The sequence below is a fragment of the Bradyrhizobium sp. S69 genome (genome assembly GCF_009766005.1).
Lineage (GTDB): Bacteria > Pseudomonadota > Alphaproteobacteria > Rhizobiales > Xanthobacteraceae > Bradyrhizobium.
Genome location: NZ_LMUK01000042.1, coordinates 142086 through 159123 on the forward strand (window position 1 = coordinate 142086; position 17038 = coordinate 159123).

13 protein-coding genes are annotated in these 17038 nt (G+C 62.0%); 10 read left to right on the plus strand and 3 right to left on the minus strand.

Annotation, left to right across the window (positions count from 1 at the left end; genetic code table 11):
• Positions 1-630: FAA hydrolase family protein (locus GSQ88_RS20865; protein WP_159009638.1), on the minus strand; the 630-nt coding region annotated here is incomplete at its 3' end.
• Between the two features lie 154 nt (positions 631-784).
• On the opposite strand from GSQ88_RS20865, the gene hpaR reads away from it, so the two are divergent.
• The 9 genes from hpaR (at position 785) to GSQ88_RS20910 (ending at position 10517) form a co-directional block, all read left to right on the plus strand.
• On the plus strand, positions 785-1309 hold the full coding sequence (hpaR, locus tag GSQ88_RS20870; RefSeq protein WP_159009639.1) for a homoprotocatechuate degradation operon regulator HpaR: 525 nt from the start codon (positions 785-787) through the stop codon (positions 1307-1309).
• A gap of 329 nt (positions 1310-1638) precedes the next feature.
• Positions 1639-2784: an ABC transporter substrate-binding protein gene (locus GSQ88_RS20875; RefSeq protein WP_159009640.1), complete on the plus strand. Its 1146-nt coding sequence runs from the start codon at positions 1639-1641 to the stop codon at positions 2782-2784.
• Between the two features lie 103 nt (positions 2785-2887).
• The gene (locus GSQ88_RS20880; RefSeq protein WP_159009934.1) at positions 2888-3763 is read left to right on the plus strand and encodes a branched-chain amino acid ABC transporter permease; all 876 of its coding nucleotides are present in this window, start codon (positions 2888-2890) and stop codon (positions 3761-3763) included.
• Complete coding sequence (locus tag GSQ88_RS20885) at positions 3760-5541, plus strand: branched-chain amino acid ABC transporter ATP-binding protein/permease (RefSeq protein ID WP_159009641.1); 1782 nt, start codon at positions 3760-3762, stop codon at positions 5539-5541. Before GSQ88_RS20880 ends, GSQ88_RS20885 begins: the two co-directional genes overlap by 4 nt.
• A complete protein-coding gene (locus GSQ88_RS20890) occupies positions 5541-6269 on the plus strand; it encodes an ABC transporter ATP-binding protein (protein WP_159009642.1) in 729 nt (242 codons plus the stop codon). The genes GSQ88_RS20885 and GSQ88_RS20890 overlap by 1 nt, the downstream gene beginning before the upstream one ends.
• Before the next feature lie 22 nt (positions 6270-6291).
• Complete coding sequence (locus GSQ88_RS20895) at positions 6292-7377, plus strand: malate/lactate/ureidoglycolate dehydrogenase (protein ID WP_159009643.1); 1086 nt, start codon at positions 6292-6294, stop codon at positions 7375-7377.
• A gap of 108 nt (positions 7378-7485) precedes the next feature.
• The gene (locus GSQ88_RS20900; protein WP_159009644.1) at positions 7486-8262 is read left to right on the plus strand and encodes an HpcH/HpaI aldolase family protein; all 777 of its coding nucleotides are present in this window, start codon (positions 7486-7488) and stop codon (positions 8260-8262) included.
• Positions 8263-8385: 123 nt separating this feature from the next.
• Entirely contained in the window at positions 8386-9909 is a 1524-nt protein-coding gene (locus GSQ88_RS20905; RefSeq protein WP_159009645.1) for a UxaA family hydrolase, read from the plus strand.
• Positions 9910-10109: 200 nt separating this feature from the next.
• A complete protein-coding gene (locus GSQ88_RS20910) occupies positions 10110-10517 on the plus strand; it encodes a hypothetical protein (RefSeq protein WP_159009935.1) in 408 nt (135 codons plus the stop codon).
• 86 nt (positions 10518-10603) lie between these two features.
• Here the strand turns inward: GSQ88_RS20910 and GSQ88_RS20915 are convergent, their stop codons facing one another.
• Together GSQ88_RS20915 and GSQ88_RS20920 are read right to left on the minus strand one after the other, a co-directional pair.
• Complete coding sequence (locus GSQ88_RS20915) at positions 10604-11578, minus strand: Bug family tripartite tricarboxylate transporter substrate binding protein (RefSeq protein ID WP_159009646.1); 975 nt, start codon at positions 11576-11578, stop codon at positions 10604-10606.
• 447 nt (positions 11579-12025) lie between these two features.
• Positions 12026-12322, minus strand: a complete 297-nt coding sequence (locus tag GSQ88_RS20920; RefSeq protein ID WP_159009647.1) for an HU family DNA-binding protein — start codon at positions 12320-12322, stop codon at positions 12026-12028.
• A gap of 1404 nt (positions 12323-13726) precedes the next feature.
• Between GSQ88_RS20920 and GSQ88_RS20925 the strand changes: the two genes are divergently transcribed.
• Positions 13727-17014, plus strand: a complete 3288-nt coding sequence (locus GSQ88_RS20925) for a transglutaminase family protein (protein WP_159009648.1) — start codon at positions 13727-13729, stop codon at positions 17012-17014.
• The last annotated feature ends 24 nt before the right edge of the window (positions 17015-17038 follow it).

The window sequence follows — 17038 nt, forward strand, 5'->3', positions numbered from 1 at the left end:
GTTGAGCACGCCGGCGGCAAGGCCCGTCTCTTCCAATTGGCCGTTGCGATAGCACAGCGCGCCGATCCAGCGCAGGTCGGTGTCCAGCGGCCGCAACGGGCGACCGCCAATCACGATGCCAGCGTTGGCCGCGTTGTCGGCGATGGTATCGAAGATCTTGCGCGTCGCCTTGGTCTGCGGATCAACCCGCTCCACCCGGGTGTCGAGAATTTCCAGCGCCGGCACCACGAAGTCAGTCGCGTTCAGCACGTCGAATATCGTGCAGTCGGGGCCACTGAGCCGATGTTTCATGACGAACGCCAGTTCGGCTTCGACCCGCGTCGCGATGAAGCGGTCCGACGGCACCAGGCCGCCGTCGGCAAAGAACATGTCGTCGAGCAGCACGCCGGAATCCGGCTCATCGATATTGAGCGCGCTCTGCATCGCCTTCGAGGTGAGGCCGATCTTGTGGCCCTTGACGAGCCGGCCTTGCGCGACCTTCATCGCGATCCAGGCTTTCTGAATGGCGTAGGAATCGTCGATGGTGATATCAGGATGATCCAGCGAGATCTGCCGGATCTGCTTTCTGGTTTTTTCCGCTTGATCGAGCCGCTCGGCGGCGATGCGGATATCGTCTTTGGAAAGGGCCATGTTCGGTCGAGGTTGGGGGTGATGACGAAAATGGATGTGAGGAAGTAATTAACATGTTAAATGGTTCGGGGCAAACCTATTCGATGCTGCAACGCAAAAGCGTTGCGCGGCACCACTCATTGAACTCAACGTTCGTCTTTTAAGACCAGGGATCATGACGCCAAAGACTCCTTCCAAGGCAGGCCATTCCAGCTCGGATTCGCATCGGGTGCCGATGCGGGAATTTTCGCGTTCGCTGCCGATGGCGCTGTTGCGCGCGCGCGAGGCGGTGATGCGGCAGTTCCGGCCCTCGCTGCGGCAGCACGGCCTGACCGAGCAGCAATGGCGTATTCTACGCGCGCTGGCGGCGGTCGATGCCATCGAGGTTACTGAACTTGCGCATGTCGCCTTTCTGCTCGGCCCGAGCCTGTCGCGGATTTTGCGCGATCTCGAAGCGCGCCATCTGATCGAACGCAAGGTCGCCAAGACCGATCTGCGCCGCGCCGTGGTGTCGATCTCGGCCAAGGGATTGAAATTGATCGAGCTGGTCGCGCCGACGTCGGAGGCGATCTATGCCGCCATCACCAGGCGCTACGGCGCCCGCAAGCTCGCTGAATTGCAGGACATGCTTCGCGCGCTCGAAGATGGCCTTGCAGGGCTGGGCGCACCCGAGGAGGGGGGCGCCGAGCCGGATGAGTGAGCGAAGGCTTGCCAATGGGGAAGACTTGCCAATGAGGACGACTTGCGAATGAGCGAGAACCTGCGCGCCGCCGGACAAAAGCTCTGCCCATTGCCTGCTATTTCGGCACAAGGGCAGCCGTTGACGACAAAACGCCGCGGGGAATAGACCGACCTCGCCAGCGTTAATCATCTCTGGAGGGGCGGCCTGCATCGTTAGTCGAAAGCGCTGCGATATCAATTTACTCCGGGCCAAAGAGCCCGTAGATACGCACTCGGTTTCGCGTCCGTCGCGGACTGCCAACATCAAGAACAGGCCGGCAACGAAGCCCGGCCGCTAGGGAGAACTAGATGAAGCTCACGAGACGCGACTTCGCCGCCGGCATCGCTGCCGGTATCGTCGCACCCCATATCATTTCAAGCGCGCGGGCGCAGGGCGCCACCCTCAAGATCGGCATGTGCGCGCCGGTGACCGGTCCCGCGGCTGAATCCGGCGGATATGCCATCAAGGGCGCCAAATTGGCGCTGGAGGCCGTCAACAAGGCCGGCGGCGTGATGGGCAAGCAGCTCGAACTGATCGTCGAAGACGACCAGACCACCAATCCCGGCATCGTGCTGGCGTTTTCCAAGCTGGCCTCGCAGCCGGACATCGTCGGCTTCCTCGGCTCGATCCGCTCGACCCAGGTCCATGCCATGGCGCCCGACGTGCTCAAGCTCGGCAAGCCGGTGATGATCGGCGGTACCGATCCGAACCTGACCCATATGGGCAATCAGTGGCTGTTCCGCTGCCGCCCCAATGACAGCTATTCCGGCAGCGTGATCGCCGACTATGGCGTCAACACGCTTGGCAAGAAGAAGTGGGCCGTGCTGCATTCCACCGACGCGTTCGGCACGGCGGGCGGCAAGGCGCTCACTGAATCATTGACCAAGCTTGGTTCGACGCCAGTGCTCGACCAGGGCTATGCCAACCAGAGCCAGGACTTCACGCCGGTGGTGCTTGCGATCAAGCAATCCGGCGCCGACATTCTCGGCTCCTACTTCACCTTTGAAAACGACCTCGGCATTTTCGGCCGTCAGTTGCGCCAGCTCGGCGTCAACATCCCGTGGGTCGGTTCGCCCTCGATCGTCAACATCACGGCGCTGAAACTCGCCGGTCCCGCGCTCTATGGCACTTTCGGCGTTGCCGATTATGCCGAGGATTCCAGCGAGGCGTCGAAAGCCTTCGGCAAGATCTACCGCGACGCCGTCAAGGTGGCGCCGGACAACCAGAGTTCCTGGACGTTCGATGCGATCAACGTGCTGTCGCAAGCGATCAAGACCGCTAATTCGACCGATCCCGGCAAGATCCGCGAAGCGATCCTGGCCATCAAGAAATTCGCCGGTGCCGAGGGCGAATACAATTTCGACCAGAACGGTGACGGGCTTCACGGCTACAACATCGTGAAGAACGAAAAGGGCACCATCGTCTTCGACAAGCACATCGAATCCAACGGCTGATGCCGCTGTCGGCCTCCCCCACATGGGGGGAGGCCGACACGCGCCTTGTCGCGTTGAGCTATCCCTCGATCTATCCCTTGGGCCCTCTTACCGAACGTTGATGATGGATATCGTACTTCAGCTGTTATTCACCGGCATCGGCATCGGCGCGGTCTATGCGCTGGTCGCGCTCGGCTTCGTGCTGATCTTCCGCGCCACCAATGTGGTGAATTTCGCGCAAGGCGAATTCTCGATGGTCGCCGCCTATCTGATGGTGGTGTTTTCCGTCGATCTCGGCTGGCCCTATTGGCTGTCGTTTTTGCTGTCGCTGGGCGGAATGGCGCTGCTCGGCGTGATCTTCAATCTCGGGGTCTATTATCCGCTGCGTCATCGCAGCTTCCTGCCGGTGATTATCGCCACCATCGGCGCATCGATCCTGATGGCCAATTCGGTGCTGGCGATTTATGGCCCGCAGCCGCAGGTGCTGCAAGGATGGTTCGACACGCCGGGCATCCAGCTCGGACCGGTCTATCTCGACAGCCAGTACCTCCTGATCATCGCGGTGACGATTTTGCTGGTGATCTTCAATTACTGGTTCTTCGAACGCACCATGCTCGGCAAGAAATTGCAGGCGACCTCGCAGGACAAGGAAATGGCCTCGCTGCTCGGCATCTCCGTTTCCACCATGATCATGATCACCTTCATCTATTCGGCGGTGCTGGGCGGGCTTGCCGGCATTCTGGTGGCGCCCGTGTTGTTCGTCTCGATCCAGATGGGATCGACCATTGCGCTGAAGGCCTTTGCCGCCACCATCATCGGCGGCTTCGGCGACGTCACCGGCGCGATCATCGGCGGGCTTGCGCTCGGCGTGATCGAGACGTTCGGCGCGGCCTATATTTCGGTTCCCTACAAGGACGGCTTCGCGTTCCTGGTGCTGATATTTTTCCTCGTCTTCCGGCCGCAAGGCATCTTCGGCGAACGCGTGGCGGAAAAAGCATGAGCGCGCCCAGCGACAATATGCCGATCGCGACCGCCATCGCGCGTCCGAAACCGCTGCTGTTGCGGCATCTGCCCTATTTCATCTTCGCGGCGATCCTGGTGGCGCTGGCGGCGGCGGTGCCGTTCGACGGCTACATCCACAACATCCTGATGCAGGCGGTGACGTTTGCGATTGCCGTGTTCGGGCTCTCGGTGGTGCTCGGCCTGTGCGGCCAGATCAACCTGGCGCAGGCCGCGTTCTTCGGCATCGGCGCCTATGCGGTCGGCATCGGCACCTCGGACTACCAGATCAGCTACTGGCTGTGTCTGGTCGGCGGATGCGCGATGGCGCTGCTGGCCGGCGCTCTGCTCGGCATGTCGACGCTGCGGCTCGGCGGGCACTATCTCGCCATGGTGACGATCTCGTTCCAGCAGATCGTCACGCTGATCATGATCAACACCATCTGGCTCACTCACGGCCCGGACGGCGTTTCCAATATCGGCCGGCCGTGGCTATTCCAGTCGTCGCAATCGTATCTGGCGTTCTGCGTGGCGGCGCTGGCGCTGGTCGGCTACGCGGTGTGGAAACTGCCGGACACGCCGCTCGGCCGTTCGATGCGCGCGGTGCGTGACAATGAGCTCGCTGCCGGGGTCAACGGCATCGACGTGTTCCGCACCAAAGTGTCGGCGTTTGCGCTCAGCGCCGTGCTGGGCGGCCTCGCCGGCGGGTTGTTCGCCGGCGGCTTTGCCTATGTCAGCCCGGATCAGTTCGCGTTCGCGGACTCGATCCAGTTCCTGACCATGTCGCTGCTCGGCGGCGTGGCGTCGCCGATTGGATCTGCGATCGGCACCGGTTTGCTGATCCTGATTCCGGAATGGCTGCGGTTCCTCAAGAGCGTGCCCGGCCTTTATCTAGCCATTTACGGCTTATCCGTGATCCTGATCATCCGCTTCATGCCGGATGGCATCTGGGGATTTGTAAGCTCAGGGCTCACCCGCTTGCGCGCCAAGGTCAAGACGCCTCCGGCCACCGCGACCTTGCAGTTGAAGCCGGCGACCGTCGGCGGCGACATCGTGCTGGAGGTGACGGGGTTGGCGAAATATTTCGGAGGCCTCAAGGCGGTCGATGGCGTCGATATCCAGGTCAAGCGTGGCGGCGTTCACGCGCTGATCGGGCCGAACGGCTCCGGCAAGACCACGACGCTGAACGTGCTGTCCGGCCTCTACAAGGCCACATCGGGCAAGATCGTGCTCGACGGCACCGATATCACCAACATGCCGCCGCATCTGCGCACCGCGGCGGGGCTTGGCCGGACCTTCCAGAACATCCGCCTGTTCCGCTCGATGACGGCGCTGGAGAACGTCGAGATCGGCGCCGAACGGCCGGGCAATACGCTGATCAAGCAAGGCGGTGGTGATGCGCTGACCGAGCGCGCGATGGAGGCGCTGACCTTCGTCGGCCTCGGCAGCCGCGCCAATGAACTGATCTCCAGCTTCTCCTATGGCCATCAGCGGCTGATCGAGATCGCGCGGGCGCTGGCCGCCAACCCGACCTTACTGCTGCTCGACGAGCCCGCGGCCGGCCTGAACTCGACCGAAAAGCTCGAGCTGCATGAGCTGCTCAAGCGCATCGCAGCGCAGGGCCTGACCATCCTGATCATCGATCACGACATGACGCTGGTCTCGGAAGCTGCCCAGCACATCACCGTGCTCAATTTCGGACGTCGCATCGCGGACGGCGAATCCATGGCGGTGCTGCGCCATCCTGACGTCGTCTCCGCCTATCTCGGGACCGAATAATGGCGCTACTGGAAATCCGCGACCTGGTGGTCCGCTATGGCGAAATCGAAGCCTTGCGCGGCGTCTCGTTGACCGTCGATCAGGGCCAGGTGGTGACCTTGCTCGGCGCCAACGGCGCCGGCAAATCCACCACGCTGCGCGCGATCTCGGGTTTGGCAAAACCCGCGGCGGGCGACATCCTGTTCGACGGCAAATCGATCGCGGGGCTCGGGCCGGAAACCATCGTCCGGCTCGGCATTTCCCATGTGCCGGAAGGCCGCCGGATTTTTCCCGGCCTGACGGTGAAGGAAAACATCATGCTCGGCGCGTCGAACCGGCGCGTGGCGACTGCCGAATTGTCGCGCGAGGCGGACGCGATGTTCGACCTGTTTCCCGATATCCGCAAATTCTCCTCGTCGCTGGGCTGGACCCTGTCGGGCGGCCAGTTGCAGATGGTCGCGGTGGCGCGTGGGCTGATGGCGAAGCCGCGGCTGTTGCTGCTCGACGAGCCCTCGCTCGGCCTGGCGCCGGTGATCGTGCAAGCCGTGTTCAAGATCATCTCCGAGATCAGGCGCAACACCACCGTGCTTCTAGTCGAGCAAAACGCGCGGATGGGACTTTCCGTCGCCGATCACGGCTACGTGCTGGAAACCGGGCGCATCGTGCTGGGCGGCAAGCCTGACGAGTTGTGGGGCAACGAGGCCATCGCCGCCGCCTATCTCGGCGGCCACGCCAAAGCCAGCGCCTGAGACAACAGCGAGCGATCCGTTCATGGTCACCATCAAGGCCCAAAACCTCATCAATTTCGTCGCCGAAGTTTTCACCCATTCGGATTCTTCCGCCGAGGAGGCGCGGCGGATCGCGACCTACCTCACGACCGCCAACCTCACCGGACATGACAGCCACGGCGTCATTCGTGTGCCGGTCTATGTCCGCTGGAAGAAGATGGGCGCGGTGGTGCCGAACCAGACCGCGGAGGTCGTGGTCGATACCCCGGCGCTGGCGGTGGTCGATGGCAAGTTCGGTTACGGGCAGACGGTGACGCCGCAGGCGGTCAGGATCGGCATCGAAAAATGCAAGGCGTCGGGCCTTGCGGCGGTCGCGCTGCGCAATGCCGGCCATATCGGCCGGGTCGGCGACTGGGCCGAAATGGCCGCCGCCGAGGGGCTGGTGTCGGTGCATTTCGTCAATGCCGCGGGCTCGGTGCTGGTGGCGCCCTATGGCGGCGTCGAGCGGCGGCTGTCGACCGCGCCCTATTGCGTCGGCATTCCGCGCCAGGGGCAGGGCCCGATCGTGCTGGATTTTGCTACCTCGATCGTCGCCGAGGGCAAGGTGCTGGTCGCCAGCCGCGGCGGCAAAAAACTGCCCAAGGGCGCGCTGATCGATCTCGACGGCACCCTGAGCGAGGATCCCACCGTCTTGTACGGACCGCATACCGCCGAGGGACCGCGCGACCATAGCCAGGGCGAGGGCGCGATCCGGGCGTTCGGCGAACACAAAGGCTCGGGACTGGCGCTGATCTGCGAACTGCTCGGCGGCGCGCTGACCGGCACCGGCGCCACCGGTCCGAACCGGCGCTTCGCCAACGGCATGCTCGCGATCTATATCGATCCGAAACGGGTCGATCCCGCCAACTTCTTCGACGGCGAGATCGCGCGTTACGTCCAATATTTCAAGGATACCAAGCCGGCGGCCGGGGTCGACCAGGTCCTGATCCCGGGTGAGCCGGAAGCAGCCATGCGCGCAGAGCGCACCAGAGACGGCGTCCCCTTGCCTGACGATACCTGGGCGGCGATAGTGAATACCGCGCGCGAAGTCGGCGTCAGCGAAGTCAGCATCCAGCGGGCGACGGCCTGATTCTCAAGGGCCGGGCCGCCGAGCAATCCAGAGCTGCGAAAATACCGGATTGCTTCGTCGCAGCACTCCTCGCAATGACAGCGGCAGCAAACAGGGAAGGAACAAAGAGTGGCAAATAACGTCAAGAAAGTATGGGCTTCCGGCAAGGCCGTGGTGAACGCCTGGCTTGCGATCCCATCGGGATTTTCGGCCGAGGTGATCGCGCAGTGCGGTTTTGACAGCGTCACCGTCGACATGCAGCACGGCGTGCAGGACTACCAGTCGATGGTGCAATGCTTCCAGGCGATGCACGCCCATCCGGTGACGCCGATGGTTCGCGTTCCCTGGAACGAGCCCGGCATCATCGGCAAGGTGCTCGATGGCGGCGCCTATGGCGTGATCTGCCCGATGATCAACACCAAACAGGAAGCCGAGAACCTGGTTCAATATTCGAAATATCCGCCGCGCGGCACCCGCTCCAACGGCCCGATCCGTTCCGGCATGTACGGCTCGGCCGGCACCTACCAGCAGACCGCCAATGACGAGATCGTGCTGCTGCCGATGATGGAGACCAAGACCGCGGTCGAAAACATGGAAGCGATCCTCGACGTCGAAGGCATCAACGGCGTCTATATCGGTCCCTCCGACCTCGGCTTCTCCTACGGGCTGGTACCAAAACTCGACCGCGACGAGCCGGAAATCCTCAAGATCTATGAGAAGATCGTGAAAGAGTGCGGCAAGCGCGGCCTCTATCCCGGCATCCACTGCTCGGGCGCCGACGGCGCGGTGCGCGCGATCAACATGGGTTTCAAGCTCGTGACCCTGTCGAACGAAAGCGGCCTGATGGCCACCTACGCCAAGATGCAGATCGCGCAGACCCGGAAAGAATCCGGCGGCAAAGCGTAAGTCGGCGAATAGCGAGTAGCGAATGGCGAATAGGGGACGGTGAGTATCGAGAGTTTTTTTCTACTCGCTACTCGCCATTCGCTATTCGCCCTTTCACCGCTTTCAACACACAGGAGACACCCCATGCCCCAAGCACCTGTCATTCGCCTGCATCCCGATGATGGCGTGCTGATTGCGCGCTCGAGCCTGCCGCCCGGCATGGTGGTGGCGGACGGCGTCACCACGGTCGAACGGATTCCGGCCGGTCATAAGGTTGCGATCAAGCCGATCGCATTGGGCGAACCGATCCGCCGGTACGGCCAGATCATCGGCTTTGCGACCGTGCCGATCACGCCGGGCCAGCACGTCCACACCCAGAATTGCGGCATGGGCGATTTTGCCAAGGACTATGCGTTCGGTGTCGACGTGACGCCGACGCCGAATTTCGATCTGCCCGCGACCTTTGACGGCATCCGCCGCGCCGACGGCCGGGTCGCGACCCGCAATTACATCGGCATTCTTACCTCGGTGAATTGCTCGGCGCATGTCGCCGGCATGGTTGCCGACATCTTCAAGAAAAACCCTTTCACCGGCGACAATCCGCTGGCCGATTTCCCCAACGTCGATGGCGTGGTGGCGCTGACCCACAAGACCGGTTGCGGCATGACGCAGGACGAACCGCTGGCGCTGCTGCGCCGTACCCTCGGCGGCTACGCGCGGCACGTGAACTTTTCCGCGGTGGTCGTGCTCGGCCTCGGCTGCGAGGTCAACCAGATCGGCGGGCTGATGCAGGAACAGAAGCTCGCGGGCCGTTTGCGGGCGATGGACATCCAGGAAGTCGGTGGCACCCGCAAGACCGTGGAAGCCGGCGTTGCCTTCGTGCGCGAGGCCTTGACCGACGCGAACAAAGTGAAGCGCGAATCGGTGCCGGCCTCGGAATTGACCGTGGCGCTGCAATGCGGCGGCTCCGACGGCTATTCCGGCGTCTCCGCCAATCCGGCGCTGGGCGCTGCGAGCGACCTCCTGGTGCGGCACGGCGGCACCGTGATCCTGTCGGAAACGCCCGAGACCTACGGCGCCGAACATCTCCTGACCCGCCGCGCGGTCAGCCGCGAGGTCGGCGAGAAGCTGGTCGCGCTGATGCGCTGGTGGGAAGAATACACCGAGCGCGAAGGCGCCGAGATGAACGCCAATCCGAGCCCCGGCAACAAGGCCGGCGGCCTCACCACCATTCTGGAAAAATCCCTCGGCGCGATGGCGAAGGCCGGCAGCACCAATCTGGTCGACGTGCTGAACTACGCCGAAACCGTCACCAAGAAGGGTTTTGTGTTCATGGACACGCCCGGCTACGACCCGGTCGCGGCCACCGGACAAGTCGCAGGCGGCGCCAACCTGGTCTGCTTCACCACCGGCCGCGGCAGCGTGTTCGGCTGCAAGCCCGCGCCGTCGATCAAGCTCGCCACCAATTCGCCGATGTACAAGCGCATGGAAGACGACATGGACGTCAATTGCGGCACCATCCTCGACGGCGAGGAAACCGTGCAGCAATGCGGCCAGCGCATCTTCGACCTGATGCTGAAAACCGCCTCCGGCCAGCCGACCAAGAGCGAAAGCTTCGATTTCGGCGGCGCGGAGTTTGCGCCCTGGGTGCTTGGGGCGACGATGTGAATGCGAAGCGCGCGGACGCTCAGTTCTCGTCATTGCGAGCGAAGCGAAGCAATCCAGCGGCGGGTCGCGATGAAGAAAGCTGGATTGCTTCGTCGCGCCGCTCCTCGCAATGACGATAGTGCGTACGATGGATTGAGCCCTTCGCGCTACCCATCCTGCGCGCTGGCGGAAACGATTGTCGAGAAACGTCGGGGATGCCGGTGCCGAAATATCGTCCCATCGATCAGCCTTTTGCCATCAAGGCTAGCTTCAGCGACCTCATCGCTATGACTTGGACGGATCGCGGGATAATTGCCGACTTCATTATTCCTGGCGAAGATGCGCAGGCGCTCCGTGTGCATTTCGGAAAAACCCACATTGTTCGAATTCTGGACGAGATGCCCCTGAGTACCGAGAGCGAAGATACTCCGAAAGAAGGGTTAGTATCCGATCACTTCGCCTACTTGGTCGAGGGTTCATTGTTCTGGAAATCGCAGTCTGACGCACTCAAGGCCGTTTTCGGCAAAGCGCGTCACTATCGCTTTATAACGGGGTGGACTTGTCTCGATGTGATTTCAGACATGGAGCCAAGTATCAGTGTGGTCAGTAGAAAACTAGTTGGTGCCTAATTCATGGGACGGGATTGAGTCCTGCCGAGGCGCGTCTCTAAAATTCCAGTTGATGAGCAACGCTTCGCTACCATAATTGCCATACACTAATTGCCAAGCTTGATGTCGGCATCCCGGATCACCTTCGCCCATTCCGGCGTTTCTTTCTGGATGATCGCGGCGAACTCGGCCGGCGTGTTGCCGACCGGCTCGAGGCCGAGTTCGGCGAACTGCTGGCGCACCTGCGGCGTCGCCAGCGCCTTGACGGTTTCGTCGTGCAATTTATCCTGCACATCTTTTGGCGTGCCGGCCGGTGCGAGCAGGCCGAACCACGGCACCGCCTCGAAGCCGGGGAAGCCGGATTCCGCCATGGTCGGCAACTCGGGCGCCAGCGCCGAGCGCTTGATCGAGGTGATGGCCAGCGCGCGCAACTTTCCTTCGCGCACCAGCGGCATCACGTTGGTGATGTTGGCGAACGACATCGTGATCCGGTTGGCGAGCAGATCCGGCATGAACGCCGTGGTGCCGCGATAGGGCACGCCCTTGATGTCGACATGCGCGCTGTATTTGAACAATTCGGCTGCGAGCTGTTGCGACGTACCGACGCCGGCATGGGCGTAGGAGAGCTTGCCGGGTTCCGCCTTGGCGAGCGCCACCAGTTCCGCGATGCTGTTGACCGGCTGCTCCGGCGGAAGGACGAGCACGTTCGCCGCGATGAAGATCTGCGAGATCGGTGCGAAATCCCTGATCGGGTCGAACGGCAGTGTTTCAAACAAACTCGGATTGATCACCAGCGCCCCATTGCTGCCCATCAGCAGCGTGTAGCCATCGGCGGCAGCCTTGGCGACGCGGTCGGTGGCGATGTTGCTGCCGGCGCCGGGAATATTCTCGACCACGAACGGCGTGCCCCAGACTGCCGCGAAGCGGTCGGCCAGAATGCGCGCGACAACGTCGGGCGCGGTGCCGGGCGTGAAGCCGACCAGGATTTTCACCGCCCGGTTCGGATAGACCGATTGCGCCGATGCGGTCTGCGCCGCGAGCAGCACAGCCAAGGCGGCAAACAGCTTCGCAGCGAGCTTCATCGCTTCCCTCTCGCGTCCCGTGCACCTGCTTGCCCGATCTTTGCCGTCGGACTTGGATATTCAGACTTGGATATTCAGACTTGGACCTTCAGACTTGGCGGCAAGTGTGTCACCCGCGAGCAGCGCCCGCAAGGCGAACCGGGACCGCGATCGGCTGCTCGCAGCCGCGGCACACATGAGCGGGACGATGGACCCGAAGATGCTGATGTTTCGTCGATGTCGGATTTGCGCCGGCCGTCCAGCCAGGTCGCTATTTTTAGGGTCAGACAATAAAGACAAAAGGCCACGCGGGCATTACACCGCATGGCCTTTGCGAGACTGTCCCCCTAGGCCCTCCAGAGATTCCGTCTCGGGACGCATAGTGTGCGGGCGGAGGAGCCTGTCCAGGGTGTGATGGAGTTACCCACAGTACAGGCGAACGAACAGGCCTTAACCAACCCGTCGGCTTCAAACAGCGTCTTTGGCAACCTTCAGAGGTGACGCCTTGACCGACTTGCTGGCTGGCTTGGCCGCGAACTCCATGGGCTCTTTCGTGAAAGGATTTACACCGCTGCGGGCTTCCGTAGCAGGCTTGTTCACGACCGATATTTTGGCGAAGCCGGGAACGACGAACTCGCCGGATTCATTCAGTTCCTTATAGCCCACGGTCGCCATCTGCTCGATGACGGCCTTTACGTCCGCTTTGGAAACCTGGGTTCCCTCTGCAATTGCATCAATCAACTGATTCTTGGTCATCTTGGCCATGATGGATTCCTTTGTGGAGGCTCAGAATAGTTTGAAGCGTTACTCTGTTTAAAGCACGGCAAAGCCACGCAGTTCGCTTCTCATTCATACCTATGTTCATGAAGTCACTGGGCTTAAAACCTATCGGGGCCCAAAACGCAAGCAGCAGCTCGGCGTTTGTTCCTTACCTGGCTTCTATGCGCCAATGGCGGGGCGTTCGGACCGAGTTGGCTTTTAACCCATACTGGACTCGCGCGTGGGTCGAAGATGACGCTCCGGAAAGATCAACGTGCGGACTGTAGGATGGGTTGAGTCCTTCGCAAAACCCATCGATTGACAGACGAATTAGGTATCGCTTCGCTCCACCCATCCTACGGGCTGTTCTGAATTGATGGGTTTGCGCTCCAACATAAAACCCGCACTCAACGACGCTAGATGTAGGTGTGTCGGGTCTGTCTAGCCCCACAGCGAAAAATAGTTTGATTTTCTTTCGACCCAAATCACCGGCTTATTCATCGCCGTCTTGTCCCACCAGAGAGTATCGCGATCGTCGCGGGAATGACGTGAGCACCAGTGGTTCTGCGCGAGAGGGATGTTGTGTCCAGTCCCTTTCACACTTCTACGTAATTTCTGATTTTCAGAAATTGTTCTTGACTCCTGACCCAAATCAGCTGCTTATTCCTTGCCATCCCGTTCCGAGAGAGGGGACGTTGGCCATCGTCACTGACGTTGGGATGGGATGCGGTGGCCGCCGATGCGCTTTTGACGAATGGCGCGTGACGCGGACGGCAAAGTCGTGTGGTCCTGACGCCCCGATGGCAGGTGTCAAATTCCCAAGAAGGAAGCTTCTTTGGAATGACGGTGACAAACAAGCCAGGTCTCGCCGGGGAGAGCACGATATAAGCTGTAACACCATTGCGCAGGGAAGGCCGGACTGCTTCCGCTGAACCTGTATGCTCGTGTGCGCTTTTTTGACTACCCTTTGCACGCGAGACCGCGGGTGCAGCGCGCACCCGGTCTTCCCTGCGTCCCTCTTGGGATCGCGCTGCGCCCTCTCTTGAGGGTCGCCTGCGCCCCTCTATCTTTTTGGGGCGAACGAATTTGCAAAACTCGGGCGCAACATGTCGCGAGAATGCGGAGGTATGTCTGTTCATAACGTTGCTGTCTGAACAATGAAGCCAAACAACGCACCCACGTCGTCCCGGCCTCCGCGCCGGGACCCATACGGCGAGGACTACCGTTTCGGCAGTGGGGTGGATGCCTTCAGCGAACATGAACGCCAGGGGTTATGGGTCCCCGCCTTCGCGGGGACGACGCAAATCTTGTTGTTCCGCTGCCCGCATAGGCACCCTATGCCCGTTGTTAGTGCTTGATCGATACCGGAACCGGTGTTCTGCTCAAAAAAGCTGCTGGAGTTGTCCCTCTGTGTCGATCTTCGTCGCACTACATCACGTCACGCACTACAAATACGACCGGCCGATCGATCTCGGTCCGCAAACCATACGGCTGCGGCCGGCGCCGCATACGCGGACGCCGATCCTGAGCTATTCGCTCAAGGTGACGCCTGAAAATCATTTCGTGAACTGGCAGCAGGATCCGCAGGGCAATTGGCTGGCGCGTTTTGTGTTTCCGGAAAAAGTCACCGAGTTGAAGATCGAAGTCGATTTCTCGGCGCAGATGACCGTGATCAATCCGTTCGACTTCTTCGTCGAGCCGTATGCCACCAGCTTTCCGTTTCAATACACCGACGATCTCAAGAGCGAGCTCGCGCCCTATCTCGCGGTCACCGAATCCGGACCGCTGCTCGATGCCTATCTTGCGGGGATTCCGCGGGAGGCGCCGAGCACGGTCAACTTCCTGGTCGATCTCAACGCGGAACTGCAAAAGAAAATCCGCTATCTGATCCGGATGGAGCCGGGCATCCAGACGCCGGAAGAGACGCTGGCCTCCGCTGCGGGCTCCTGCCGCGACTCGGCGTGGCTGTTGATCCAGGCCTTGCGGCATCTCGGGCTCGCGACGCGCTTCGTGTCCGGTTATCTCATTCAATTGCGTCCCGACATCGATCCGGTCGAAGGCCCGCGCGAGGTCGAGAACGATTTTACCGATCTGCACGCCTGGTGCGAGGTCTATCTGCCGGGGGCGGGCTGGATCGGTTTCGACGTCACGTCGGGGATGCTGACGGGCGAGGGGCATATTCCGGTCGCGGCGACCCCGCATTACCGCTCGGCGGCGCCGATTTCGGGCAGCGCGGGCTTTGCCAATGTCGAGTTCGCCTTCGAGATGAGCGTCAAGCGCATCCGCGAGGCGCCGCGCATCACACGACCGTTCTCCGATGCGGCCTGGGCGCGGCTCGATAAATTGGGCGAGCAGGTCGATGCCGATCTGAAGGCGCATGACGTGCGCCTGACCATGGGCGGCGAGCCGACCTTCGTGTCGATCGACGATCTGGAATCGCCGGAATGGAATATCGCCGCGGTCGGCCCGACCAAGCGCGGTCTCGCCGACGACCTGATCCGGCGCCTGCGCACGCGGTTTGCGCCCGGCGGGCTGCTGCATTACGGCCAGGGCAAATGGTATCCGGGCGAGAGCCTGCCGCGCTGGGCGTTCGGGCTGTATTGGCGCAAGGACGGCGTTCCGATCTGGAAGAATTCCGACCTGATCGCGAAGATCGAGAGCCCGCGGACATCAGGAATTCAGGATGCCGAGCGTTTCGCGGAAGGGGCGGCGGCGAGGCTTGGCGTCAATTCCGAATTCATCATGCCGGCCTTCGAGGACCCCAGCCACTGGCTGCAAAAGGAAGCCGGCCTGCCGCCGAATGTCGATCCCAGCGATTCAAAATTGTCCGATCCGGAAGAACGCTCGCGGATGGCGCGGGTGTTCGACCAGGGGCTCAACACGCCGAAAGGCTTTGTGCTGCCGATCCAGCGCTGGAACGCCGATGCCGGATCGTCTTCAACGCGCTGGAAGAGTGAGCGATGGAAACTGCGCCGCGGCAATCTGTTTCTGACGCCGGGCGATTCGCCGCTTGGCCTGCGGCTGCCGATCGCCTCGCTGCCGCATATCCCGGCGGAAGAATACCCTTATATCGTCGAGCAGGATCCGCTGGAGCCGCGCGAGGCGTTGCAGGTCTATGACGCGACTGCGCCGACCGGGGCTGCACCGTCGCAGGCGGTGCAGGAACAGCAGATCCGATCCGGCGGCGTGCGTACCGCGATGTCGATCGAGATCCGCGACGGCATTCTCTGCGCCTTTATGCCGCCGGTGGAAAAACTGGAAGACTATCTCGAACTGGTGACCGCCGTCGAAGCCACCGCCGAAGAGATGCAGATGCAGGTGCATGTCGAAGGCTATCCGCCGCCGTTCGATCCCCGCGTCGAGGTGATCAAGGTGACGCCCGATCCGGGCGTGATCGAGATCAACATCCAGCCGGCGCAAAGCTGGCGCGAGGCCGTCGATATCACCTTCGGTCTGTACGAAGACGCTGCGAAGGTTCGTCTCGGTGCCAATCGCTTCCTGGTCGATGGCCGTCATACCGGGACCGGTGGCGGCAATCATGTCGTGGTCGGCGGCAGCACGCCGCAGGATTCGCCGTTCCTGCGCCGTCCGGATTTGCTGAAGAGCCTGGTGCTGTACTGGCAGCGGCATCCGTCGCTGTCTTATCTGTTCTCGGGCATGTTCATCGGCCCGACCAGCCAGGCGCCGCGCATCGACGAAGCGCGGCACGATGGCCTCTATGAACTGGAAATCGCGATGGCCCATGTGCCACAGGCCGGCGTGAAAGCGCCGCTGTGGCTGGTGGATCGTTTGTTCCGGCACATCCTGGTCGACATCACCGGCAATACCCACCGCGCCGAGATCTGCATCGACAAACTCTATTCGCCCGACGGCACCACCGGCCGGCTCGGGCTGGTCGAATTCCGCGCGCTGGAGATGCCGCCGGACCCGCGGATGTCGCTGGCACAGCAACTCTTGATCCGGGCGCTGATCGCCAAGCTGTGGCGCGAACCGCAACAAGGCCATTTCGTGCGCTGGGGCACCACGCTGCACGACCGCTTCATGCTGCCGCATTTCCTCTGGGAAGACTTTTTGGGCGTGCTCTCCGAACTCAAGCAATCCGGCTACGATTTCTCGCCCGATTGGTACGCGGCCCAGCTCGAATTCCGCTTTCCGGCGTTCGGGCAGGTCCATCATGGCGGGGTGAGCCTGGAGGTGCGCCAGGCGCTGGAGCCGTGGCACGTGCTCGGCGAGGAGGGCTCGGCCGGCGGTACCGTGCGTTATGTCGATTCGTCGGTGGAGCGGTTGCAGGTCAAGGTCGAGGGTTTTGTCGAGGGACGCCACGCCGTCACCTGCAACGGCCGGCGGCTGCCGATGACGCCAACCGGCCGTTCCGGCGAGGCGGTGGCCGCGGTGCGCTTCAAGGCCTGGCAGCCGGCCTCCGGGCTGCATCCGACCATCCCGGTTCACGCGCCGCTGACATTTGATTTAATTGATAGCTGGAACGGGCGCTCGCTGGGTGGCTGCGTCTATCACGTGGCCCATCCAGGCGGCCGCAGCTACGACACCAAGCCGGTCAATTCCTATGAAGCCGAGGCGCGCAGGCTGGCCCGGTTTGTCGATCATGGCCACACCCCCGGCAAGGTCGATCCGCCGCGCGAAGAACGCACAATTGAATTCCCGCTGACCCTCGACTTGAGGAGCCCGCTCCTGCATTGAAGGAGGTGCTCGAGACGGAGAGTC

What these genes read in the sequence shown, in the direction of transcription:
- GSQ88_RS20890 (WP_159009642.1), top strand. Translation starts at nt 5,541, where the DNA reads ATGGCGCTACTGGAAATCCGCGACCTGGTGGTCCGCTATGGCGAAATC.
- GSQ88_RS20880 (WP_159009934.1), top strand. Translation starts at nt 2,888, where the DNA reads ATGGATATCGTACTTCAGCTGTTATTCACCGGCATCGGCATCGGCGCG.
- GSQ88_RS20905 (WP_159009645.1), top strand. Translation starts at nt 8,386, where the DNA reads ATGCCCCAAGCACCTGTCATTCGCCTGCATCCCGATGATGGCGTGCTG.
- GSQ88_RS20920 (WP_159009647.1), bottom strand. Translation starts at nt 12,322, where the DNA reads ATGGCCAAGATGACCAAGAATCAGTTGATTGATGCAATTGCAGAGGGA.
- GSQ88_RS20875 (WP_159009640.1), top strand. Translation starts at nt 1,639, where the DNA reads ATGAAGCTCACGAGACGCGACTTCGCCGCCGGCATCGCTGCCGGTATC.
- hpaR (WP_159009639.1), top strand. Translation starts at nt 785, where the DNA reads ATGACGCCAAAGACTCCTTCCAAGGCAGGCCATTCCAGCTCGGATTCG.
- GSQ88_RS20895 (WP_159009643.1), top strand. Translation starts at nt 6,292, where the DNA reads ATGGTCACCATCAAGGCCCAAAACCTCATCAATTTCGTCGCCGAAGTT.
- GSQ88_RS20885 (WP_159009641.1), top strand. Translation starts at nt 3,760, where the DNA reads ATGAGCGCGCCCAGCGACAATATGCCGATCGCGACCGCCATCGCGCGT.
- GSQ88_RS20915 (WP_159009646.1), bottom strand. Translation starts at nt 11,578, where the DNA reads ATGAAGCTCGCTGCGAAGCTGTTTGCCGCCTTGGCTGTGCTGCTCGCG.